23 protein-coding genes are annotated in these 24,198 nt (G+C 41.1%); 15 read left to right on the top strand and 8 right to left on the bottom strand.

Features of this window, described 5'->3' with window-relative positions:
• Nucleotides 1-6: 6 nt before the first annotated feature.
• The 12 genes from HG267_RS09285 to HG267_RS09230 all read left to right on the top strand — a co-directional run bounded on the left by HG267_RS09285 (nt 7) and on the right by HG267_RS09230 (nt 12,680).
• Nucleotides 7-996 carry a zinc-binding dehydrogenase gene (locus tag HG267_RS09285; protein WP_045874482.1) on the top strand — a complete coding sequence of 330 codons (990 nt, stop codon included), beginning with the start codon at nt 7-9 and terminating at the stop codon, nt 994-996.
• Between the two features lie 9 nt (nt 997-1,005).
• Nucleotides 1,006-1,575, top strand: coding sequence for a DJ-1/PfpI family protein (locus HG267_RS09280; protein WP_045874483.1), 570 nt, complete (start codon nt 1,006-1,008; stop codon nt 1,573-1,575).
• Between the two features lie 24 nt (nt 1,576-1,599).
• Nucleotides 1,600-2,034, top strand: coding sequence for a VOC family protein (locus HG267_RS09275; RefSeq protein WP_045874484.1), 435 nt, complete (start codon nt 1,600-1,602; stop codon nt 2,032-2,034).
• 124 nt (nt 2,035-2,158) lie between these two features.
• Entirely contained in the window at nt 2,159-2,836 is a 678-nt protein-coding gene (locus tag HG267_RS09270; protein ID WP_045874485.1) for a TMEM175 family protein, read from the top strand.
• Between the two features lie 143 nt (nt 2,837-2,979).
• Nucleotides 2,980-4,794 (top strand): AGE family epimerase/isomerase, encoded by a 1,815-nt coding sequence (locus tag HG267_RS09265; RefSeq protein ID WP_045874486.1) that lies wholly within the window; start codon nt 2,980-2,982, stop codon nt 4,792-4,794.
• Between the two features lie 210 nt (nt 4,795-5,004).
• A complete protein-coding gene (locus tag HG267_RS09260) occupies nt 5,005-5,337 on the top strand; it encodes an anti-sigma factor antagonist (RefSeq protein ID WP_045874487.1) in 333 nt (110 codons plus the stop codon).
• Nucleotides 5,338-5,385: 48 nt separating this feature from the next.
• Entirely contained in the window at nt 5,386-7,506 is a 2,121-nt protein-coding gene (gene glgX / locus HG267_RS09255; RefSeq protein WP_045874488.1) for a glycogen debranching protein GlgX, read from the top strand.
• Nucleotides 7,507-7,597: 91 nt separating this feature from the next.
• Nucleotides 7,598-7,936 carry an anti-sigma factor antagonist gene (locus HG267_RS09250; RefSeq protein ID WP_045874489.1) on the top strand — a complete coding sequence of 113 codons (339 nt, stop codon included), beginning with the start codon at nt 7,598-7,600 and terminating at the stop codon, nt 7,934-7,936.
• 409 nt (nt 7,937-8,345) lie between these two features.
• Nucleotides 8,346-8,762 (top strand): ATP-binding protein, encoded by a 417-nt coding sequence (locus HG267_RS09245; RefSeq protein ID WP_045874490.1) that lies wholly within the window; start codon nt 8,346-8,348, stop codon nt 8,760-8,762.
• A 252-nt stretch (nt 8,763-9,014) separates the two neighbouring features.
• Nucleotides 9,015-10,469 (top strand): PP2C family protein-serine/threonine phosphatase, encoded by a 1,455-nt coding sequence (locus HG267_RS09240; RefSeq protein WP_045874491.1) that lies wholly within the window; start codon nt 9,015-9,017, stop codon nt 10,467-10,469.
• A 137-nt stretch (nt 10,470-10,606) separates the two neighbouring features.
• Nucleotides 10,607-11,233: a Coq4 family protein gene (locus tag HG267_RS09235; protein WP_369792194.1), complete on the top strand. Its 627-nt coding sequence runs from the start codon at nt 10,607-10,609 to the stop codon at nt 11,231-11,233.
• Nucleotides 11,234-11,285: 52 nt separating this feature from the next.
• Nucleotides 11,286-12,680 carry a cytochrome P450 gene (locus HG267_RS09230; protein WP_045874493.1) on the top strand — a complete coding sequence of 465 codons (1,395 nt, stop codon included), beginning with the start codon at nt 11,286-11,288 and terminating at the stop codon, nt 12,678-12,680.
• Between the two features lie 116 nt (nt 12,681-12,796).
• Here the strand turns inward: HG267_RS09230 and HG267_RS09225 are convergent, their stop codons facing one another.
• The 4 genes from HG267_RS09225 to HG267_RS09210 all read right to left on the bottom strand — a co-directional run bounded on the left by HG267_RS09225 (nt 12,797) and on the right by HG267_RS09210 (nt 15,715).
• Entirely contained in the window at nt 12,797-13,285 is a 489-nt protein-coding gene (locus tag HG267_RS09225) for an LOG family protein (RefSeq protein WP_045874494.1), read from the bottom strand.
• Between the two features lie 190 nt (nt 13,286-13,475).
• Nucleotides 13,476-14,024 carry a hypothetical protein gene (locus HG267_RS09220; RefSeq protein ID WP_096622075.1) on the bottom strand — a complete coding sequence of 183 codons (549 nt, stop codon included), beginning with the start codon at nt 14,022-14,024 and terminating at the stop codon, nt 13,476-13,478.
• A gap of 319 nt (nt 14,025-14,343) precedes the next feature.
• On the bottom strand, nt 14,344-14,967 hold the full coding sequence (locus tag HG267_RS09215; protein ID WP_045874496.1) for an exopolysaccharide biosynthesis protein: 624 nt from the start codon (nt 14,965-14,967) through the stop codon (nt 14,344-14,346).
• Between the two features lie 142 nt (nt 14,968-15,109).
• Complete coding sequence (locus HG267_RS09210; protein ID WP_045874497.1) at nt 15,110-15,715, bottom strand: DedA family protein; 606 nt, start codon at nt 15,713-15,715, stop codon at nt 15,110-15,112.
• A gap of 148 nt (nt 15,716-15,863) precedes the next feature.
• Between HG267_RS09210 and HG267_RS09205 the strand changes: the two genes are divergently transcribed.
• Together HG267_RS09205 and HG267_RS09200 are read left to right on the top strand one after the other, a co-directional pair.
• The gene (locus tag HG267_RS09205) at nt 15,864-16,646 is read left to right on the top strand and encodes an ABC transporter permease (protein WP_045874498.1); all 783 of its coding nucleotides are present in this window, start codon (nt 15,864-15,866) and stop codon (nt 16,644-16,646) included.
• A gap of 215 nt (nt 16,647-16,861) precedes the next feature.
• The gene (locus tag HG267_RS09200) at nt 16,862-19,552 is read left to right on the top strand and encodes a filamentous hemagglutinin N-terminal domain-containing protein (protein WP_045874514.1); all 2,691 of its coding nucleotides are present in this window, start codon (nt 16,862-16,864) and stop codon (nt 19,550-19,552) included.
• A 138-nt stretch (nt 19,553-19,690) separates the two neighbouring features.
• On the opposite strand, the gene HG267_RS09195 is transcribed toward HG267_RS09200, so the two are convergent.
• Both HG267_RS09195 and HG267_RS09190 read right to left on the bottom strand, forming a co-directional pair.
• On the bottom strand, nt 19,691-20,242 hold the full coding sequence (locus HG267_RS09195) for a DUF2231 domain-containing protein (protein ID WP_045874499.1): 552 nt from the start codon (nt 20,240-20,242) through the stop codon (nt 19,691-19,693).
• Between the two features lie 12 nt (nt 20,243-20,254).
• On the bottom strand, nt 20,255-20,998 hold the full coding sequence (locus HG267_RS09190) for a DUF2993 domain-containing protein (protein WP_045874500.1): 744 nt from the start codon (nt 20,996-20,998) through the stop codon (nt 20,255-20,257).
• Nucleotides 20,999-21,415: 417 nt separating this feature from the next.
• Between HG267_RS09190 and HG267_RS09185 the strand changes: the two genes are divergently transcribed.
• A complete protein-coding gene (locus HG267_RS09185; protein ID WP_045874501.1) occupies nt 21,416-22,468 on the top strand; it encodes a hemerythrin domain-containing protein in 1,053 nt (350 codons plus the stop codon).
• 75 nt (nt 22,469-22,543) lie between these two features.
• On the opposite strand, the gene HG267_RS09180 is transcribed toward HG267_RS09185, so the two are convergent.
• Together HG267_RS09180 and HG267_RS09175 are read right to left on the bottom strand one after the other, a co-directional pair.
• Complete coding sequence (locus tag HG267_RS09180) at nt 22,544-22,789, bottom strand: type II toxin-antitoxin system Phd/YefM family antitoxin (protein ID WP_045874502.1); 246 nt, start codon at nt 22,787-22,789, stop codon at nt 22,544-22,546.
• Between the two features lie 105 nt (nt 22,790-22,894).
• The gene (locus HG267_RS09175) at nt 22,895-24,085 is read right to left on the bottom strand and encodes a M20 family metallopeptidase (protein WP_045874515.1); all 1,191 of its coding nucleotides are present in this window, start codon (nt 24,083-24,085) and stop codon (nt 22,895-22,897) included.
• Between the last annotated feature and the right edge of the window lie 113 nt (nt 24,086-24,198).

Below are 24,198 nucleotides of genomic sequence, written 5' to 3'. Positions count from 1 at the left end.
GATTTAATGAAAGCACTGATTCTCGACCGACCAGGTTCTCCACAAACCCTCCGCCTTGCCCAAGTAACTCAGCCCCAACCCGCAGAGGGAGAAGTCAGAGTCAAAGTCAAGGCTGTCGGCTTAAATCCAGCAGATTATCAATTTATGGGGCGGGGATTTCCCAGTTGGAATTACCCTTTTATTCCTGGTCTAGATGTGGCTGGTACTATAGATGCTATTGGTGCCAACGTCACTGGTTGGGAAATAGGCGATCGCATTTATTATCACGGCGATTTCTCCAAGCCAGGTGGGTTTGCCCAATGGGCCATTACCACCGCCCATACTATTGCAGCTTTACCCGATGATCTCTCTTTTACTGCGGCTGCGGCTTTACCTTGTGCCGGGTTTACCGCCTACCAAGTTCTTTATCGCAAATTACATATCCAACCAGACCAAACCATCCTCATTCATGGAGGTGCGGGAGGAGTGGGAGGCTTTGCTGTGCAATTAGCGTCCCTCGCCGGACTCAAGGTAATTTCTACCTGTTCTAGTCGTAACAAAGAATGGGTACGTCAATTAGGCGCTAGTGAAGTCATCGATTACAACAGTGAGGATGTCAGCGCTAGAGTCAGGGAAATTACCCAGGGACGAGGGGTTGATGCCATAATTGATACGGTTAGTTCTGCTCATGCCACCGATGGACTAGAATTGCTAGCTTTTGGTGGCGGTATTGCCTGTGTAGCAGGATTACCTAATTTCAGCCATTTACAATCCTTTGGCAAAGCCATTTCTGTGCACGACATTGCTTTAGGAATGGCTTATTTATTAGGTGATATGAAATCTCAAGCAGAACTAGCAGAAATTGGTAGAGAGTTAGCGAAATTAGTTACCCAACATCAAATTAATCCCATCCTCCAAGAAGTAATTTCTTTAGAAGAAATTCCTCAAGCCTTAGTGCGTCTTTCTGGTCGCCATGTCAGAGGAAAAATTGTTGCCCAAATAGATCCTGAAGGTTAAGCCAAAATTATGAAACTCAAAGGAAAAAAGATTGGTATCCTAATTGAAAGCGACTTTTACGAACATGAGATTTGGTATTACAATTACCGCTTTCCCGAAGAAGGTGCAGAACTGCATTTTCTCAGTCGCCTTTGGGGTCAATCATATCTAACTTTCAAAGGACATGAATATCATGCGCCCTTTGAGTGTCACAAAAGTTTTGAAACTATAGATGATGATGAACTTAAAACTTATGCGGCAATCATAGTGCCATCTGCAATGGTTTCTGACCGCTTGCGATACACAGAAGATGTGACTCAACTTCCTCCCGCCTGTGAGTTTCTTCAAAGAGCATTCGCAGACAAAAATATTCTCAAGGGAATTATTTGTCATGGGATGTGGTTAGTATCTCCTGTACCAGAGTTAGTCAAGGGTCGCCCCGTAACTTGTCATAACAACCTGCATGGTGATGTAGTAAATATGGGCGCTATCTATACCAACGAAGATGTCGTTGTAGATGGTGATTTAGTCACAGGGCGTAGTGGCGGTCATGCTCACTTATTTGCCAAAAAAATCATTGAAATTCTAGCAGAACGTTAAGAAAAATTAAGGATAAAACCAGTTATGGGTTTACAAATCTTTTCTCAGGTTGCACTTACTTGTAAAGATCCGATCGCCACTGAAAAGTTTTACAGCAAATATTTTGGTTTTAAACGCGCTAGAGTCGCAAAACTCCCTGATGGCGACCAGATAGTATTTATCAAAATGGCAGATTCTGCCTTTTATTTGGAACTATTTAAAGCTAAAGAAGAATCTCCCGTACCACCACCAATTAATGACGGGCCGCAATATCCAGGAGTACGTCAATTAGCTTTTAAAGTTGATAGCGTCGATGGCAAATTAGCAGAAATGGGAGACGATGCCAAAATTACCCTTGGCCCTCTCAATTTTGATGATTATATTCCTGGCTGGCGTACTGTTTGGGTAGCCGATCCAGATGGCAATATTGTGGAAATTAGCCAAGGTTTTACAGATGAAGACAATCCTCCCCCACTCTAATTTTGTTGAGGCAATCATCAGAGTTTCACAGTTTTGCGTAGGACTTTAATAATTTATACTTTTCCTACATTATGTATGCCATACTGACACAAAATTAGGAAGAGGATTCAGGAGATCGCCACTAATGTCTAACGAAGACAATACTGTTAAAAATGAAAAACCAGGGGCTGCTTTTCATGGAAATGAGCGCATAATAGCTTTAAGTGATGGCGTTTTTGCGATTGTCATCACCTTGTTAGTGCTAGAGATTAAAGTTCCCCATATCGAACCAGATTTGATAGATAAAGAACTGCCTCATGCACTGATGCATCTATTACCAAAAATTATCGCCCATATCATCAGTTTTATTGTCTTAGGCATTTATTGGATCAGTCATCACAACACATTTATGCACATCAAACGCCATGATAGAGTCTTGTTATGGCTAAATATTCTCTTTTTGCTATGTGTTGCTTCGATGCCTTTCCCCACAGCTTTACTGAGCGAGTATCCTAATCAAAGAATTGCAATCATTGCCTACGCTTCAACTTTAGTCCTAGCTGGCATAGCTATGGATGTAATGTGGTGGTATGCTTCAACTTATCGCCTCTTAGATGAGACTCAAGAGGATAAAAACTTTATTGCTTTTGTTCACCGTCGTAACTTAATTGCACCCTTAGCCTATTTATTTGCGATCGCCGTATCTTTTGTCAGCCTGACATTAGCAAAATTAGTTTTTATCATTGTTGCCTTGTACTACATACTACCCAATCCCTTAGACCGCAAGCGTCTTCAACAATTATCCCGTCGTTTTGATCGCTAAATAAAGGATGAAGTCTGTTCGCACAGCGTCTCCCATAGGAGAAGGTTGAAGTGTACACAAGCAAATCCAGGCGGGTATAACGATTTTTTTCATCCTTTAGCCTTTTTCTCATCCTCCTCTAAAATTTCTTGGAGAAGACTACCATGAGTATCAATTTCCCCTTCTCAGATTTGATCGCTGGCTACGTTACTCACTATGATGCAAATGGCGATGTTTTTGGACTCAAAACCTCTGATGGTAGAGAGTTTAAAGCCAAACTGAGTCCAATGGCCTATGCCAAACTAATTCAGAATTTTGACGAAGGCTACCCTGATGCGACTGGTAGCATGAAATCTATGCTGGCTCCAGGTAGATTTTTATTTGCCTACGGCGTATTTTATCCCGATAGCGATTTATTTGATGCTAAACAAATAGTATTTGCAGGCCGGCAAAAAGGCGATTACGTATTTGAAAAACAAGATTGGTGGATCAAGCAAGTTAATGCTTTAGGTAAGTTCTACCTTAAAGCTCAATTTGGCGATAAAGAATACGACTATCGTAACTATCGCACCACTCTGAGTTTAAGCGGAGTTCTATCAACTACCAATTTCCGTCAAGAAACCGATACTATTTCCCGCTTAGTATATGGTTTCGCCACAGCTTTCTTGATGACTGGTAATGATAGCTTTTTAAGAGCCGCCGAAAGAGGTACCGAATACCTGCGCGAACACATGCGGTTTGTAGACTCAGATGAAGGCATCGTCTATTGGTATCATGGCATTGATGTCAATGGCGATCGCGAAGAAAAAATCTTTGCTTCCGAATTTGGGGATGACTACTACGCGATTCCCGCCTACGAACAAATTTATGCCTTAGCTGGCCCCATCCAAACTTATCGCTGTACTGGCGATCCCAAAATTATGGATGATACCGAGAAGACTATTAAGTTGTTTAACAACTTCTTCTTGGATAAAGGCCCAGAGGGTGGATACTTCTCTCACCTCGATCCCTTTACCTTAGATCCTCTCAGTGATTCCCTAGGCCATAATAAGGGTAAAAAGAACTGGAACTCTGTTGGTGACCACGCCCCAGCTTATCTAATTAACCTGTGGTTGGCTACAGGTAAGCAAGAATATGCCGATATGTTGGAGTATACCTTCGACACCATCGAAAAACGCTTCCCAGATTACGCCAATAGCCCATTTGTCCAAGAACGTTTTTATCAAGACTGGTCTGCTGATACAACTTGGGGTTGGCAGCAAAATCGGGCTGTAGTTGGTCATAACTTGAAGATTTCTTGGAACTTGATGCGGATGCACAGCCTCAAAGCCAAGGAAGGCTATGCTAATTTAGCCCAAAAAATCGCTGATATCATGCCTGGTGTAGGTAGCGACCAACAACGTGGCGGTTGGTATGATGTTGTGGAAAGATTGCTAGGGGAAGGCGAAAAACATTATCGCTTTGTGTGGCACGATCGCAAAGCTTGGTGGCAACAAGAACAAGCCATCTTAGCTTACCTAATCTTAACTGGCATTGTGGGCAACAAAGAATATCACCGTTTAGCCCGTGAATCAGCAGCCTTTTACAATGCTTGGTTCCTGGATTTAGAAGAAGGTGGCGTTTACTTTAACGTTCTCGCCAATGGTATTCCTTATCTAGCTGGTGGTAACGAACGGGGTAAAGGGTCGCACTCCATGAGTGGTTATCACTCCTTTGAGCTATGCTATTTAGCAGCAGTTTATACTAACTTGCTAATTACCAAACAGCCAATGGACTTTTACTTTAAGCCAGTGCCTGGCGGCTTCCCCGATAATATTCTCCGAGTATCACCGGATATTTTACCACCTGGAAGTATTAAAATTGGCAAGTGTGAAATCGACGGAGAACCTTACAGCAACTTTGATGCTCAAGGTCTAACTGTAACTTTACCCAAGACAAACGAACGGGTGAAAGTTAAGGTGCAGATTGTGCCTGTGTAGCTATAGATGAAACAATGGGAGTAAGGGAACTCTAAAAAATAAATTATTCCGTTCAAGTCGTTGACTGTTGACGGTTCACAGTTAACAGTCAACGGTCAACAGTGAACAATCACTTCGGGAATATTATTTTATTTGGAAGTCCCTAAGAGAAAACCCTTCTCTTTATTCCCATTCCTTCATTACGAATTCAGTGGAACTTGGCAATAAATTATGGAAATTAACATCAAGACAATTGAAGACGTAAAGGTAGCTGAACTTACAGGTGATGTAGATGCAAGTACAGCACCATCTGTTACTAAAGAAGTTTTACCTTTGGCTGAACCAGAAAGTAAGATTCTTCTCGATATGACTGGGGTACCTTATATGTCCAGCGCTGGCTTGCGGATGTTGCTGTCCCTATATCGCCAAGTCACTGCTAAAGAAGGCAAGCTAGTACTGGTTGGCTTAACTGAAGATATTCGAGATACCATGTCAGTCACCGGATTCCTCGACTTTTTTACAACTAGCGAAACTATCGATGAAGCATTAGAAATACTGACATAGGAGGATTGGCAGTGACTGCTGACAACGGGAAAATAAGGACAAGTAACAATGGAAAGAATTGATATTCATCCAACGCATACTTATGAAGGTTTTAAATTACGTAACGGCAAACCATTCCCGTTCGGTGCAACCTTAGTACCGGGAGGGGTTAACTTTTCTATTTTTTCGAGTCAAGCCACATCCTGTACTTTAGTCCTGTTTAAGAAGCACGACCAAAAACCGTTGGTAGAAATTCCTTTTCCAGAGGAGTTTCGGATTGGTAATGTCTATTGCATGGTCGTATTTGACCTAGATTACGAAAATCTGGAATACGGCTATCGCATGGATGGGCCAAAGAATTTCCGTGAAGGGCATTGGTTTGACAAAAGTAAAATATTGATGGATCCCTACGCCAAAATTATTGGTGGTCGGGATGTTTGGGGAGTTACTCCAGATTGGAATGATATCTATCACCATCGAGCTAGAATTGCCTTTGATGATTTTGATTGGGAAGATGACCGTCCGCTAGAAATCCCACCATCAGATCAAGTCATCTATGAAATGCATGTCCGCAGCTTTACCCGTCATCCTTCCTCGGGAGTCAAAGATAATCATAAAGGAACATTTGCCGGAATTCGGGAAAAAATTCCTTACTTAAAAGAATTGGGTGTCAATGCGGTGGAATTGATGCCCATTTATGAATTTGATGAGTTTGAAAACAGTCGCCCTAACCCGCAAACAGGGGAAACTCTTTACAATTATTGGGGTTATAGTACAGTTGGTTTTTTTGCTCCCAAAGCTGGTTACGCAGCTACAGGTAAATTTGGGATGCAGGTTGATGAGTTGAAATCTTTAGTCAAAGAATTACACAAAAACGGTATTGAAGTAATTTTAGACGTAGTATTCAACCACACTGCGGAAGGTAACGAACACGGGCCAACCATTTCTTTCCGAGGCATTGACAATAAAACTTACTATATGCTGACCCCTGAAGGGTATTATTATAACTTCAGTGGTACTGGTAATACTCTCAATTGCAACAACCCCGTAGTGCGGGGAATAGTATTAGATTGTCTGCGTTACTGGGCATCAGAATATCATATAGACGGTTTCCGGTTTGACTTAGCCGCAATTTTAGGGCGCGATCCTTGGGGCGCACCCCTAGCAAATCCACCATTGCTAGAATCTTTAGCCTTTGACCCGATTTTAGCTAAATGTAAACTGATTGCGGAAGCTTGGGATGCAGGCGGCTTATACCAAGTAGGTTCTTTCCCAGCTTATGGACGTTGGGCAGAATGGAATGGTAAATACCGTGATGGTATCCGTAAGTTCTTAAAAGGGGATGGTAGCGTTGGCGATGCAGCTCAACGTTTACAAGGTTCTCCCGATTTATATGCTTGGTCTGGTCGCGCGCCAGCAACTTCGATTAATTTCATTACTGCCCACGATGGTTTTACCATGATGGATTTGGTTTCCTATAACGGGAAACATAATGAAGCCAATGGTGAAAACAACAACGATGGTAGCAATGATAATGATAGCTGGAATTGCGGTTGGGAAGGGCCAACCGATGATCCAGGAATTAACGCCTTACGTCATCGTCAGATTAAAAATGCTGTGGCGTTGCTAATGGTGTCTCAAGGTGTGCCCATGATTCTCATGGGTGATGAAGTGGGACGCACTCAAAAGGGCAACAATAACACTTATTGCCACGATAATGACTTGAACTGGTTAGACTGGACATTGCTAGAAAAGAACGCAGATTTGTTTAAGTTTTTTAAACATTGCATCGCCTTCCGCAATGCCCATCCAGTGTTGAGAAACGAATGGCATTTCCAAAATCGGGATTATGTAGGTAGTGGCTATGCAGATATTACTTGGCATGGCACTCAAGCTTGGAATGCCGATTGGTCTGATTCCTGTAAAACTTTAGCGTTTATGCTTTGTGGCAAACATGCCAAACAGGGAACAGTAGAAGATAACTACATTTATGTAGCGATGAATATGCATTGGGAATCTCTTTGGTTTGAAATTCCGCGATTGCATCCGGGGATGAAGTGGCATATCTTTGCTAATACTGGTGCCAACCCAGCAGAAGCTAGTTGGGAACCCGGTAAAGAACCAGTACTAGAAAATCAAGCTGCATTGCTGATGGGCGATCGCTCTGTGGCAATTTTAGTAGGTAAATAGGTTAAAAGTTGGCAAAATTAAATTGCCATTTTTTAACCTTTTATCTTTGGTGAATAACTAACAACTAAGAACTTATAACTCAAAAAAGATCATGGCTTTTTCAGCAACTCTCGAAACAGTTGGTAATGTCGCTAAAATCACCTTAGCTGGCGAACTAGATGCGAGTACCGCACCCGAATTTAAGCATAAAGTTGAGGAGGCCGCAGCACAAGAACCCAAACGGTTAGTGCTAATTCTCAACGAATTGGAATATATGGCCAGTGCAGGATTGCGGGTGTTAATCTTTGCTAAACAAAAGATGGGGAAAAATGTTGATATGTATGTGGTAGGAACTCAGGAAATGGTGATGGATACTATCACCAAGACTGGCTTCCATCACAGCGTTATTGCGCTGGATGAATATGATGCATCTGTGATCGAAAACATCTAGATGACAAAAATGAAGTGTGAAGTAGAATTTTGCTCCTTTACACTTCAAACATTTTTTTCTACATAATTTAGAAAATTAGCAAAACCAGATAAGAAAGTTGTCTGATTTGCCATCTGTTGCTAAATTTTAGAGAGTTGGTCTGATTGATGTTTCGTTGATTGATCAAGGTTGGTGCATCAGGACTGCTTTGAAGAAACATTTTACGCAACAGTGAAATTAATCATCAAAATTATTGGTTTAGGCAGAGATATTTGAGAACAGCAATATTTTGCTATTTCAAATATAAAATGCTAATACTTTGTTGAATATTGGGAATCCTAATGACAACAAAGCAAATAACTGCAAAATACTTCAGCTATTCGACAAAAAGATTCATCTTTATGCTTATTCAGCAAAGGAAGTGCTAGGTATGACAACTTTAACTTTACCAGGAACTCTCGACTCTTTAGGCGCGATCGCTAAATATGTCATGGAAGCAGCACAAACAGCCGGTTTGGATAAAAAAGCCGCCTATAAGCTGCGTTTAGCAGTGGATGAAATTGCCTCTAATATTATTATTCATGGCTATGAAGAAGCTCATTTAGAAGGCGAAATAGATCTGTCCGCTGATATTAATGAGTCAAGCCTAACCATTATTATTGAAGATACGGGTGCTAAATATGATCCTTATGAAACTGTAGCTGTAGAAGAAGAACAATTGAAAAAGCCCTTAGAAGATAGGCCTATAGGTGGGTTAGGAGTATATCTCGCAATTCAAGGTGTGGATAAGTACCTGTTTGAGCGCGTTGGTAATCGCAATCGCAATATTTTTGTTGTTAATTGCTGAACAAACTGTAACACCCAAAGTTACCTTATTAACAACCTGATATAAGCTATATTAAGGTAGATATATCTTACATGGCTTGAATATTAGGTGTTCCAGCTGTTGCCAAAATTTTCAGTAATAAGTATTATTGAAAACACCAGCTAAGAACACACTTGCTTATTTGTTAAAATATTTACTTTACATTATCTTAAAAAATCATTCGAGTCAAATTTATTTTCAATTAACAGTTTAAATCCCTGTGTAGGTAAAAAGATGGGTGTGCAAAATCAATTCAAAGAATGTGATGAAGATGAATTAGAAGCACTGCGCCAAGAGGTAGCAGAACTGAAAACAGCACTTAAAAATGAAGAAGCCGCTTTCCAAGCTCAATCAAAACTACTCGAGAAGTTCGTGATGATGGCACGTTCTTCTACAGAGGAAGTGCTAAAAACTGCATTACAAATGACATTAGATGTCGCCGCCGATCAAACAGCTTCAGAAAAAGGCAGTCTTTTTTTACTAGAGCCTTCAGGGAAAGTATCTGACGCAATTTTGTCACGGACTGAAGTCACAGCCGAACAGAGAAAACGTCTCATTGGTACAGTCATAGATAAGGGTTTAGCAGGCTGGGTAATCCGCCATCGCCAGCTAGGATTAATTGATGATACCGAAAATGATGATCGCTGGCTGACCTTACCCAATCAACCTTACGTAGTGCGCTCTGCTTTGGCTGTACCGATTCTCCGGGGAGATGAATTACTCGGAATTATCACCTTACTACATTCTGAACCAGGACATTTTAGCCATGAAGCAGCTAACCTCATGCAGGTGACAGCCGATCAAATGTCCTTAGTTTTAGAAAATGCGCGGCTTTACTCAAAACTAGAGAAATATTCTAAAGCACTAGATGCAGAAATGGAAAAAGGGCGGCAGATTCAGATAGATTTTCTGCCCTATGAAATGGTGAAGCAGCCCAATTGTGAGATTACAGCTTGTTTCTACCCGGCGCGTCAAGTAGCTGGCGACTTCTATGATGCCTTTGAGCTTGATGATAAACAGATAGGATTAGTAATTGCAGATGTCTGCGATAAAGGCGTTGGTGCAGCGCTATTTATGGCTCTAATGCGGAGCTTAATCCGGATTTTTTCTGCAGAAACTCAATTACGCGGTATCGCCCACGAAATTCTAGAACAGCATAAACCGGTTCCAGATGGGTGGATTGGCAAATCTATGTCTGCTAACTTAGCTCACCTCAATGCGCTGCAAGCAGTTACCCGAACCAATGAATATGTCGCCGAAAACCATTGGCAATTGAGTATGTTTGCCACGTTGTTTTTTGGAGTTTTAGAGCCGGATACGGGGATACTCACTTATATTAATGGTGGACATGAACCACTATTCATTCTGGGTGAGTCTGGTATCAAGAAAACTCTGAAATCTACAGGGCCAGCTGTGGGGATGATGGCGGGGATGAAATTTAAAATTCAGCAAGTGCAGATGGAGCCAGGAGACATCTTAATTGGTTATACGGATGGTGTAACTGAAGGTAAAAATCCTGATGGCGAGCTATTCACCGATAAAAGATTGCGATCGCTCTTAGAACAACCATGTTCCTCAGCTGGTGATTTATTAGAACGGATTAAAACCCATTTATTCGCCTTTATTGCTGATGCACCGCAGTTTGATGATATTACCATGTTGTCTGTGCGTTGGAATCCGGTGAAGTGAGTGCTGAGTTCTGAGTAAGTTGATTCTGGTTGATATGGAAACTGTCAGAGTTAACGATTAGCGATCGCAGTAGACTCAATAAATACAGCTACCTATTTAGTTGACACAGTGTATCCTTGTCATTGCGAACGCTCGCAATGACAAATTTTATGATGTTAAGCAAACTCAAAGCTATTTTTGGTGCTAAAAACTCTAGAAATTTAGGCGATTTTGCGGTTCTCAAGTCGGATTTCTTAGGTGCAAAAGTTGCTCCCGAAGTCGCTGAAAAATTGCGATCGCTTGCAGGATATCATCCGCCAATCGATTTAGCAAAATTAAGCCAGTACCCTCAAGGCTCCTTTGGGCGAGAATACGCCAAACACATGAATGCTAACCATCTCCAGCCATTAAATGTTAGTCCTGAACTTGATGAGGTAGCTAAACGCAATGTTTTTGCTTTGCGCTATGTCGTCACTCACGATATTTTTCATGTTTTACTCGGCTTTGATACTACCTATGCTGGAGAAATTGGCGTTTTGGCTTTTGCTGCTGCTCAGAACTACAGTAAATCGCTAAAACTTAGTTTGTGGTTAGCAAGCTTACTCTATCCAATTTTGGCTCCTCAACAATTTTCAGAAATTTTTGTTAACCTGCAAAAAGGATATCAATTAGGTAAAAAAGCTGAGTTTCTACTCAGTTACCGCTTTGAAGAGCATTGGGAAGAGCCAATTAATGAAGTGAGAAAACATTTAGGTTTATCTCCAAATTTCTCAATTTTACCTTGAATTTAGCCCAAATTGTCGCTAAAGCTTGTTAATAAATATCAGGGGAAAAGTAATGATTAAACTTCAAGAAAATTCTGCTGAAACAACTGTTACTAAACTCCCAGATGGAAGACAAAAATCTCAATTATTGCAAACAATCAAAATAATTTTACAACCGATTCAAAATCTGGAAAATCTGCGCCAGCGTTATGGAGATATTTTTTATAGCGAATTTGCTAGCTTTCCACCGCAATTAATTATTAGTGACCCAAAAGCGGTTCAGGAAATTTTTACTGCTGATTCTCAGCTATTTGAATCAGGTGCAGGAAATCAAGTTATTCAACCCTTGCTAGGAGCCAATTCGCTGATTTTATTAGATGGCGATCGCCACGTACAACAGCGTAAGCTTTTAATGCCTCCCTTCCACGGCGAACGGATGCGAGCTTACGGTCAAATTATCCGTGACATTACAGCACAGGTAACTAGTCAATGGGTAATTGGCAACCCTTTTGTAGCTCGTTCCAGTATGCAGGATATTTCCTTGCAAGTGATTTTACGGTCTGTTTTTGGGCTGGAAGAAGGAGAACGTTATCAACAAATTAAGCAGCTTTTAGTTGCAATGTTAAATACTTTTAATACGCCATTAAGTGCGATTTTACTATTTTTTAAATCGCTACAAAAAGATTTAGGCTCTTGGAGTCCTTGGGGACAATTTGTCCGGCGCAGACAGTTACTCGATAAACTACTTTACCAAGAAATCCAAGAGCGTCGAGAGCAAGGTAAAACTGATGGTGAAGATATCCTCAGCTTATTAATGTCTGCACGTGATGAAGCTGGCCAGCCAATGAGTGATGTAGAGTTACGCGATGAATTGATGACGATGTTATTTGCAGGTCATGAAACAACTGCGATCGCACTAGCTTGGGCTTTATATTGGATTCACTATCTCCCCGAAGTCCGCGAAAAATTGCTACAAGAACTCAATTCTATTGATATCGCTAATGCAGACCCAATGGCGATCGCGCAATTACCATATTTAAATGCTGTTTGTTGCGAAACTCTGCGAATTTATCCAGTGGCTTTCTTTGCTTTCCCCCGCATTCTGCGGACTGATATGCGATTTATGGGCTACGATTTACCAAAAGGAATGTACCTATCAATCTGCATTTATTTAACTCACCAGCATCCTGATATTTATCCTGAACCTAAGCGTTTTCGACCGGAACGTTTTTTAGAACGGCAATTTTCACCCTACGAATTTATACCTTTTGGCGGTGCTAATCGTCGCTGTCTGGGTGCAGCTTTTGCCATGTTTGAAATGAAACTGGTATTGGCAAATATCCTATCGCACTACTCCCTAGAATTGTTGGATAAAGTTCCCTTGCAACCTGTCCGTCGAGGTATAGTATTTGCGCCTCCTGGGGGTGTGCGTTTGGCGGTGAGGGAGAAGGTGGGGATTGGGGATTAAGGACTGGGGATTGGGGACTGGGGATTGGGGACTGGGGATTAGGGACTGGGTAATTAATTGGTAATTGGTAATGGGTAATTGGTAATGGGAAAACAAACACCAAATGCCCAACACCGTTACTGTAATCTTGCTTTGGCTGTTGCGATCGCATCTATTGCACTATCAACCAAATAAATATTGTCTGGTGAGAGTTTTTTAAAGAATGTTTTGCTTTCTATATCTTCAGTCAATAAAATTACTGGCTGATTTGCTTTCACAGCCAAAGCAATTTCCGAAGCAGTTCCCGCACCCATTCCACAGGCAATAATTACATTACTGGAGAGAACATTAATATTGTTTCGAGCGTTCCCCATGTCTGTGAAAATGGCAATATCTACCCCATCAGAAATGCTATCTTGCTTATACCTCGGTAAAATTCCCAGCGTTAACCCATTCGCAGATTTTGCACCCTTATTTGCTGCATCCATCACCCCTGTATTTCTCCCGCCAGTCAGCAAAATCCATCCTTCCTGAGCAATGAGGCTACCTAATTCATAAGCATTTTGCAAATCACTTGCTGTCGCTTTTTCTCCTGGCCCCATCACTCCTACAATAATTTTTCTCATGGCGGTGTCAATTTCTTAAGAGTCAAGAGTCAAGAGTCAAAAGTCAAAAGTAATATTTGATATCTCCTATACTTCGCCATCCTATTACCCAGTCCCCATTACCCCTTATCCCCAGAGGGGGCCCCGAGTTCCCCAATACCCAATCCCCATTACCCCTTATCCCCAGAGGGGGCCCCGAGTTCCCCAATCCCTACCATTGCTCCGCCCAATATACAATTTCCGCAGATGAATTATCAATTGCTACACCATAGCTACTACCATGATTCCACTTGAAGCCTGGGGTACCTCTATCTTCAGCATTTAAAACTAAGATTTCATAACTAGGTGGGAAGGATTCTTCAGATTCGTCACCTGTATAAAAAAATGTTGTTGGTACTCCGTTTTTAAGATTAATGTGTTCATTGGTGTTACCACCTCTAAACTCACGTTTAGCAACAGGTTTATATTGCGAAAGGATTTTTTTTACTTCTTGTGGTGACTGTTTCATCCGTACTTGAAAAAAACTTCCACCTTGTAAAACGCCTGGTGAGTAAGCAATCCGAACATCTTTTGCGTCAGTAGGAATCTGAATCGGAAAATGTTTTATCTTGTAGTCTTTAGATAATAATGTATTGAGTATTTCCGTATAGCGTGATGTGTCAGTAACTACTTCAGGTTCACCAGAACTACTAAAAGCTTTTCTGAGAAAAAAACTTCCCCCAACAACACCCAGACTGCCAAGGGAAAATAAAACTATCATGGCGATTTTGACAAGATATGATCGCTTCATGGAGTTGGATAAGGAGAAAATTTAGAGTTATATATCCAACTACTAAACTAAACTCGTACTATTTCGGATATCACAATAGCAAGATTGATGAAATCTTTGTGAATTCAGGGAAAATACGGTTTATTTGTAAAAGTTTGATGAAGGCAATTAGAGTAAATTGTGCAAAATCGCAGGTAAGTATACTGAGCTTCTATTAATACTTTTGTTTTTCCTTGAGTATTACGGAAAAAATGCCAGGCTCAATCACTCAGAACTCATGAGAATTTATTAAATAGACCCTAAAATTTACCTAACGACCCAGCCATGTTTTGATGATATCAAGAAGGCTAGAACCACCCCACATCAATGCAAACAGAATTGATGTAGTCAAAATAGCTCCCATTAAACACAAAACTAAACCGCCTAAGCTAATAGCACCATCATCTTCTAACAAGCCAAAACCAGTTACAAAAATACCCATAGCTGGTAAGGTATTTGTCCCTGGAATGGGAATCATCATGGAAATTGCCATTAATGCGATCGCACTACCAATTGTGATTCTACCTGGCAATGTCGTACAGATATAAGTAAGCCGTGGGCGCGCGATCGCTTCAATCCTTCTTAACCAAGGAATTCCCCCTTTCAAAAATCCTTGTACTGTTTCCAATTTCAGCGGATGATTGAGCATTCGCTGCGGTAGCCAAGGACTTTTAGCACCTGTAATTAGCTGTATTGCTAGTAGGAAAATCACGATTCCAAAAGGAGTTGAGTAACCAGGAGCCGGAATTGGTAAAGCAGAGGGTAAAGATAAGATAACTAGTAGAAAGCCAAAAATTCTTTCCTGTGCTAGCTTCAAAATATCTGCCAAAGTTACTTGTGGTGGTCGCTCTTCTTCTAAAAAATAGCGATGCAATTCCTGAGAAAGTTTAGCCATAAAATCCTCCTGAATATTAATTTTTGCCAATTATGAAATGTCATTATTCCTGAGTTAAGCACAACATAAAATAGCCAGCCTACCATCAGAATTTTGTCAAGGCAGGCTTTGCTTATATAAGGATATTTATAGAGTATAAAAACTATTTGTTGTTCGCTCTACTTTCTTGGATGACATGAATAATTGATGGCAGTAGAGAAACAACAATAATTAATCCAATAATTGGTAACAAATATTTATCTACTTGTTCGGCTGGTAAAGATTTTCCTAAAAAGAATCCGAGAAAAGTAATTCCAAATGTCCAAACAAAGCCACCTACTAAGTTATAAGACATAAAGGTCTTATAATGCATAGCACCAACACCAGCAACAATGGGAGCAAAAGTGCGTACAATTGGTATAAAACGAGCTAAAACAATGGTTTTTTTACCATATTTTTGATAGAATTTCTGAGTTTTAACAATATGTTTTTTATGAAATAACCAGGAATCTTCTTTGCTAAATAACTTGCGTCCAAATCTATAGCCAGTGGTGTAACCGACATTATCACCAAGGACGGCACAAATAAAAGCACCAATAATCAAAATCCAAATATTGAGTAATTGCTGAGAAGCAACAAATCCAGCTGTAAACAGCAAGCTATCACCAGGCAGAAAAAAACCAATTAGCAAGCCAGACTCAGCAAAAATAATTCCCCATACACCAAAATAGCCAAGTGATTTAATCAGCGCTGGTAAATCAAAATGCATAGAACATCTTACCTTTAAGCAGAAACATACAACATATTAACGTTCAGCAAATTTTCGGAGAGCAAAATACGATTAATTTTACGAAAATTTATTGCTTAGTATAGAAAATATTCATCAAAAATAGTAGATTTTGGGTTAAGGGTACAAAATGCGAAGATACTTGAAAGTACTCAGACTATTTTGGAGTACTGCGATCGCAGCTGAGATGGAATATCGGGTTAACTTTATCGTTGCTACCATCACCAGCGTGGGGAATTTGGCAGGTAGCTTGTTTGGACTGTTCTTGTTTTACCGCACTGGCTATACTTTCGCTGGTTGGTCATGGAATGCGGCTTTAGTTGTTCTCGGTGTTTTTACGCTATTACAAGGTTATTCTTCAACTTTTTTAGCTCCTAACCTCAATCGCATTGTCCGTCATGTGCAGGAAGGTACGTTAGACTTTGTGCTACTGAAACCTATCCGCAGTCAATTTTGGCTTTCTACCCACACCATTTCACCTTGGGGTATGCCAGATTTAGTTTTTGGTACAGCGATTATTGCTTATGCAGGTAAGCGCCTTGGCTTGAGTCTCAACAATTATTTAGTTAGTGCATTACCTCTAGCATTAGGCTTGGTAATTCTTTACAGCCTGTGGTTTATCCTAGGAGCTACTAGTATTTGGTTTGTCAAAATATATAACGTTACTGAAGTACTACGGGGTTTATTAGAAGCTGGCAGATATCCAATGACAGCATATCCTGCAGCTTACCGCTTTTTCTTTACCTTCGTTGTGCCCGTAGCTTTTTTAACTACTGTGCCAGCAGAAGCCATGTTAGGGCGAGGGCAAATTACCTGGCTTATAGGTGCAATAGTATTGGCATTAGGGCTATTTTCACTTTCTACTTGGTTTTGGCGGTTTGCGTTGCGTTTTTATACTAGCGCTTCTAGTTAAACACACAAGCGAAGCGATATTGAATTTTGCTTTGTATAGCGTAATTTATGAGTGCAAGACGCTTTTCCTGTACTTCTAATACTCCCACACTTCTCTGATAGTAGTGTTGAAAACTATACGCATTTGGGCATATTAAATTGCGTATATCAGGAGGCTGGAAAATGCGATCGCTCTTTGTTGTCTCAAGTTTAGTGAATCGCGTCTTGGCAAGCTTGATGCTGCCGTTAGGAATGATTTTTCTTGGCAACAGCTATGCTCATGCTCAGGTAATATCTGATGGCACTACGAACACTAATATTAATTCTAGCGATAATAATTTTACAATTCTTAATGGTATAGCTAAAGGAAATAATTTATTTCATAGCTTTAGTAATTTTTCTGTTCCTACTGGTGGTACAGCCACCTTTGATTTAGTCAACACACCAAATATTACAAACATATTTAGTCGGGTGACAGGTGGAAATATTTCCCAGATTGACGGGTTGATTAGCACAATCAATCACAATAACTCAGTCAGTTTATTTTTGCTGAATCCAGCAGGAATTGTATTTGGGCCGAATGCCAGCTTAAATATTGGTGGTGCATTTGTGGGGACAACGGCGAATAGTATCAAATTTGCTGATGGGGTGGAATTTAGTGCGCTAAACTCCGCGACACCACCATTATTAACGATGAGTGTACCTGTGGGATTGCAACTAGGAGCAAATGCTGGCGGGATTCGCACTCAAGGTAACTCATCAGCCAACATCCTGTATGGTTCTCCACAAATATTTAAGGCGGAAACTGTAGCGTTAATAGGTAGTGATATTGATATTAATCAGACCTATTTGGCTAATCCTGATGGCAAAGTCGAATTATGGGCATTGCGAAATGCAGAAGTAGGTTTAAATAATCAAGGCGGCTTACAACTCACTAGCCCTGCTGCGGCTGATTGGGGAAATATTTTGCTCAGACAGTCCTCATATATCCAGACTAACGGTATGAATGGCGGAGCAATCAACATTCGGGGGCGAGGTTTGACACTTCAGGACGGTTCGCAAATCAGTTCCAGCACTGGCACTTTAGGAAAAGGGCAAGGAATCAACATTAAAACTACAGAGTTTGTAGATTTGTTAGGCGCATCTGCTGCAGGCCAATATCCTACCTCTGGTTTACACACTAGCGTCATGGGGAATCAAGGTAGAGCCGGAGATATTACAGTCGAAACAGGGCGTTTACGTTTAGCCAATGGAGCTTGGCTTGAGTCTACGCTGAGTTCTCCCTTCGACTTTATATCCTTTAGCCCCATCGCCAGTAATGACTCGAGAACGGGAGATATTAATATTAAAGCTGTAGATGTGGAAGTTATTGGTTACAATCCATTTCCATATTTATTTCCATATTCTGATATAGTTGTAAACTTCTCTAGTGCTATTACTACTTTAATTAGCGGTGGTAACTCGAATGAAAGTGGCAAGATAAATATTGATGCTCAAAGGGTAAGTCTAATTGATGGTGCTCGTATTAGTGCCGATTTAATCGGCTTTTACTTCCCTGGTTTTTCTGAGTCTCCCACCATCGGTAAGTCTGGAGATATTGTGATTCGAGCTTCCGAAAAATTAAAAATTTCAGGAGTGGGGATTAATGGCACAACTAGTGCTGTGATTAGTTCGATTCAACCTTTTACAGTAGGTCAAGCTGGCAATATCTTAATTGATACTGGACACTTGATGCTGTCACAGGGTGGAACTGTGGCTAATAATGTCACAGGAAGTGGTCAAGCGGGAAATATAGAGATTCATGCTCAGGATGTAGAAGTTAGCGACCCAGTAATTGATAATTTTAACCAAGCGGTTAGTGGTATTACTGTGGGAGTGGGTAAGGATGCTGTTGGTCAAGGTGGGACAATTAACCTGACAGCAGATAGCTTGCGTGTGTTCAACGGTGGACAAATAACTTCCTCTAGCTTGGGTCAGGGATCTGCTGGTAGTGTTAACCTCAACGTGAAAAATATTGAGGTACAAGGAACTTCTCAAAGCATAATTAATGGTAGCTATCTGCCCAGTGCGATCGCAGCATCCTCGGCTAATAACTTGGCTGCGGGGTCTATAAATATCACATCAAATAGTGTGAATGTTAAAGATAATGCAGTAATTACTGTAAGTAATACAGGCAATGGCGATGCAGGGAACCTCAATATAACAGCTAAGAACCTTTTCCTCGACAATAGCGCTAGCCTACGTTCTGAGGTGAATGGAGGTGGTCAAGGTAATATCGACCTCAATGTCAATGATGTCCTGTTATTACGGCATGGTAGTAAAATTATTACCAATGCTTTGGGTGCTTCTACAGGAGGCAACATTAATATTAATGTGGGGTCGATGGTAGCTGTACCCAGCGAGAACAGCGATATTTCAGCCAATGCTGTCTTAGGAAGTGGTGGCAATATCCAAATTACCACTCAAGGTATCTTCGGGTTAGAGTTTCAAAACCAACCCACACTCAATAGTGATATCACTGCCAGTTCACAGTTTGGGCTGAGTGGTAATGTACAAGTTAATACCATTGGTGTTGACCCGAATTCTGGTTTACTCGAACTACCAGAGAATGTCACCGATTCATCGCAGCAAATTGCTTCAGGTTGTGCAGCTAATACTGGTAGCACATTTGTAGCTACAGGTCGGGGTGGAATACCTCAAAATCCGATGCAGGAAGTCAGCAGCGATCGCACTTGGTCTGATACTCGTGATCTCTCTATATATCAGAAAAATAGTGGAGTGACAGCACAAATACCCCAACTGCCCAAAACTCTCTTGCAAGCTACTGCTTGGCATCGTCGCGCTGATGGAAAAATTGAGTTAGTCGCAGCGCCATCTCCCGCAAATATCCAGCCACAGTTAACTTGTGCTGCACTTTCTCAAATTTAATTGCCTGAATCAATTAAATTTGAGAAAGTCGATATCAATTTAAAAAAAGAAAAAGGGGAAAGGTTTTAATTTACTCTTTCCCCTTTGCTGTCTCTACGCTCTTCAATTTATGTATGAGGCTTCGCCCTTATGCTTTAACTAAGGGTATCTTTTACTACCCGCACCTACGACTCCGATTTTGTGGCGATAGGAAAGTTCTGCACCGAACCACCCAGAAAGGCTAGTCAAAGTTCCTACAACCAGCGAGATTAACAATCCCCAAGGTAGGATGCGTGACTCAATATCACCAAGACGAATTAGGAAATTAACAAGAGTTAAAACAAGCACAGAAACATTTAGTATCAAATGTGCCCAGCCAGCCTGGCGCTTGCGGACTCGCTCTATTTTCATAAAGTCGCTGAGGCCGATGATTGCAGCTAAGACACCTCCGCCTAATCCCAGTCCAATTAACCAGAAGGAAGCCCTAGCCCAGAAGAAATCTTTGGTCAGCCAGTAACCGAAATCACTTCCCAAAGCTGCGGCTAAAAAAGCTATAGGAAAGATCACACTTAACGGGTGTAGAGGATGACCTGCGATCGCAACTGTACTGGGTACACCGCTATCATGATATTCGCGATCGTCACTTTCAATAATAGGCGGCAAATTAGGAAATGGTGTCGAGGTCGTTTGGGTATTCTCTGTAGTTTCCATGATTTTATTACCTTAATTTGAGGAAGGAATTTGCTCAACATAAGCTTGAGCTTGGAGTATAAGTTTTCCTGGTTCTACCTTTAAACTGTTAACTTGTAAGGTCATTCCTTCCAAGTCAAAGTTGCTCAAGTTTAAAAGTTCGCTGGTTTGATTTACCAAAGCTTTTGTCAGTTCTGGCGATATTTCTTCACCTTGTCCATACTCAACATTCTCTAAAGAAACAGTTTTGCCGTTAGCACTAACACGGGGTACTGCTTCAAAAGCAACTTTGTGTGTTTCGCCAGTTTCTACTAACAGAATATTGGCATTAATGGCAACTTTCCCATCACCTGGTAGGCGAAACTCTACATTTTGTGGGTTAATTGTTCTCACTTCTCCATTGACTTGTATTTTCTGACTTTGAAGTTGAGAACGAACATAGTCTGAGTTAAAAGCGCGGTTAATATCTGCTTCATTTAAAACGACTCGCGCACTTCCCACAGTGGGTTTTGTTAGCTCAATTTTGCCAAATGCAACACTTAAAGGATTTATGGCAACGCTTTGGATTTGCATATCCATTTCCTCCACTCGGAGGTCTTTTTGCATTACCATACCCTCTCCTTCAATGGAGACTGAATCTACCTGTCCTTGAACCAATTTGAGCGGATCGGTTTTAATCTCGACATCTAAATTTTCTACTTCATCTAACTGGCTAGATAAACCGACTTCTGCCGCTTTATTCAGCGCTTGCTCTCCTAGCCCAGGACTTTCAGTCATGATAATTTAATCTCCGAATTTGACCAGAAAAATGAATTATAAAAAATGATAGATATTTGTATTTTTTACGCCTGCAAACTAAGTAGATAAATATCTATTTTCAAGACTTATAACCTATTTATAGAATTAGAGCGTAATTTTATACATCATCTTTCATTCTTGAGCATTCATCTTTTAATTGACTACCTTTGAGTCAATCTAGAAAATTGGCGCAGAAAAATTATCTATCTGACGGCGGAGTAAATATTGAATATCTCTATATCTAAAAGTAGAAGTATTTATTTATGAGTAAAAATTTTTATTTTTCTACCCGAGGTGATTAAGGTAATCACTCAAAAGAAAGAGGGAAGGATTCTCAGCCGTATGCAAACTTGGTATTAGTGACAAATAAGAATTCTTTCTGAGGAGAACTGAATAATGGTAGCTAGTTTAGATGATACTAAACGTAATGCAATTGCCGTTAAATTGGCAGATATGAAAGCTTTGCAAGAGTTGGTTCTACAAAATGAACAACAACTTTTACAGCAAGGTCTAGATTCCGAAATTTCTGACCGCATTCGGGATTTCATCAAAGATGATCAAAAGAATTTAGGGATTTTGGAAACTGTAATTGGTCAGTATGGTATCCAAGCTCAACCCAGACAAACAGTTCAACAATTTATTGATAGAGCTCGCGAATTATTCCAAGGTTCTGAACTCAGCTTGTATGATAAAGTATCTCAGCATGAATTGTTGAAGCATCAAATAGTGATGAGTGGCTTAATTGTTCATAAGGCTGCTCAAAAAGTTGGTGCTGACGTAATGGTTGCGATTGGGCCTTTGAATGCAGTTAACTTTGAGAACCGCGCTCACCAAGAACAACTCAAAGGTGTTCTGGAAATTCTAGGTGTTCGCGAACTCACTGGTCAAGAAGCAGATCAAGGTATTTGGGCACGTGTTCAGGATGCTATGGCCGCAGTTAGTGGTGCAGTAGGTAGCGCCGTTACCCAAAGTAGTGACAAAAAGGATATGAATATCCAAGATGTCATTCGTTCAGATCATGCCAAGGTAAATACTCTATTTACCGAACTGTTGCAAAGCAACAATCCCCAAAAAATTCAAGAGTACTTCGGTCAAATCTACAAGGATTTAACCGCCCACGCTGAAGCAGAAGAAGAAGTAGTTTACCCACGTGTACGTGCTTTCTACGGTGAAGGTGATACCCAAGAACTGTATGACGAGCAAGCTGAAATGAAGCGGGTTTTAGAAGAAATTAAAGCAATTAGCCCCTCTTCAGATCAATTCAAAGATAAAGTCAGACAGTTGATGAATGACGTTGGCGACCATATCCGCCAAGAAGAAAGCACAATGTTTGCTGCTATTCGCAACAACCTCAGCAGCGAACAAACCGAACAATGGGCTACTGAATTCAAAGCCGCTAAGAAGAAAATTCAAGAAAGACTTGGCGTTGTCAGCGAAGCTAACATCTAGGATATCTTCAAGCCTTCTTTGGAAGCTAGTAAAGGTTAGTTAGAAGCTACTCCCAGCACCTCGGTGTTGGGAGTATTATTTATAAATCGCCATGATTGCTTCTATCGTGGTAAATCCTTCATTCTCTTCTACAGCACTTCTGAGCTTTGCCGAGTCCAGCGCATCCTCAATGGCTTCTAGTAACTTTAGATCCTCAATATTAATAATCGCTACAACTGCTTTACCTTGATGCTCAATTAAAATACGTTCTTTGCCGTACTCAGCACGGTTAATTAGCTCTGGTAAATTAGCACAAGCCTCGGTTGCACTGACAATATCCATAATTTTGTAAAAAACTACATTATTTTATTTAGCAAAAAAAGCGATGCCTGCGGCGAGCTGCACCAACGCGCTTTGTCAGGCGATCGCATCAAGATAAAAAACATTTTAGGGAATTTGAGGAGACTGCCAGTATTTATAAGCTGTATAAGCCATAGTCACCACCCCAGTGATAATTGCAGATTCATCAACCTCAAATTCTGGATGGTGTAGGGGGTGATTAATAATTCTGTCTTTGTAGCCTACACCCAAGCGGAACATCGCACCTGGAGCGTGTTCTAAATATACAGAAAAATCTTCAGCGCCAAGGGAAGATTCAGGTAAGACTTGGACGCGATCGCTACTCCAAGCTTCTTCTGCTGATGATTGCAATAATTGTGTCAGGGCATAATCATTTTGCACGCTGGGTACACCCTGGTGATAATTGACTTGATACTTGGCCCCAAAGGAATGGCAAACATTAGCCACAATTTTTTCAATCCAGTTAGGGAGACTCGCACGGGTTTCGGGGTGAAGCGATCGCACAGTTCCCAACAAGCGGACTTTATCAGCAATGACGTTGGGCGCTCTTCCACCAGTAATTTGCCCAATGCTCAAAACTACAGGCCGTAGGGGATTTTGTGTCCGGCTAATGGCTTGTTGCAATGCAGTAATTACCTGCGCTGCAATCCAAATTGCATCTATCGCCTCATGGGGACGGGCCCCATGTCCAGACTCACCAATAATGATAATCTCTAAATCGTCAGCCGCAGCAGTTAACGCACCATAACGCACGCCAATGGAACCTGCAGGTATAGAAGGGAAAACATGAACCCCCAAGATGGCTGAAACTTTTTCCATTGCCCCATCTTGTACCATCCAGCTTGCGCCTTGGGCAATTTCCTCAGCTGGCTGAAATAAGAATCGGGTTTTACCACCTAATTCTTCTGCTATTTGGGATAATACCATTGCTGTCCCCAAACCCACAGTAGTGTGGACATCATGACCACAAGCGTGCATCACACCTTCAGCGCGAGAGGCGTATTCCAAACCCGTGCGTTCTTGAATGGGTAAAGCGTCCATATCGGTACGAATTGCCAATAAACGCTCATCACTACCATTACCTTGTAGTTCTCCAATCACACCGGTTTTTCCCACACCCTCTTGCACATGAAGGCCACTGGAAGAAAGCACACCTGCAACAAAAGCAGATGTTTGGTATTCCTGACCACTGAGTTCAGGGTGAGAGTGAATATGACGGCGAATTTCAATCAGACGAGGTGCTAGTTTTTTGGATAAATCTTTAATCTGGGTAAGCATGAATTGATCGCAAGTGACAGGCTTTGTTCCCATGATAAAGAAAGGGTTAAGGGTCAAGAGCCAAACAATTTTAGATTTTGCGGAAAGTCTGAGCGGCGGCTTCCGCCGCTCAG

This window comes from Tolypothrix sp. PCC 7601 (assembly GCF_025677855.1).
GTDB classification, from domain to species: Bacteria; Cyanobacteriota; Cyanobacteriia; order Cyanobacteriales; family Nostocaceae; genus Aulosira; species Aulosira diplosiphon.
The sequence above is the reverse complement of the archived record's forward strand: the minus strand, read 5'-3'. Positions and strand labels throughout refer to the sequence as shown.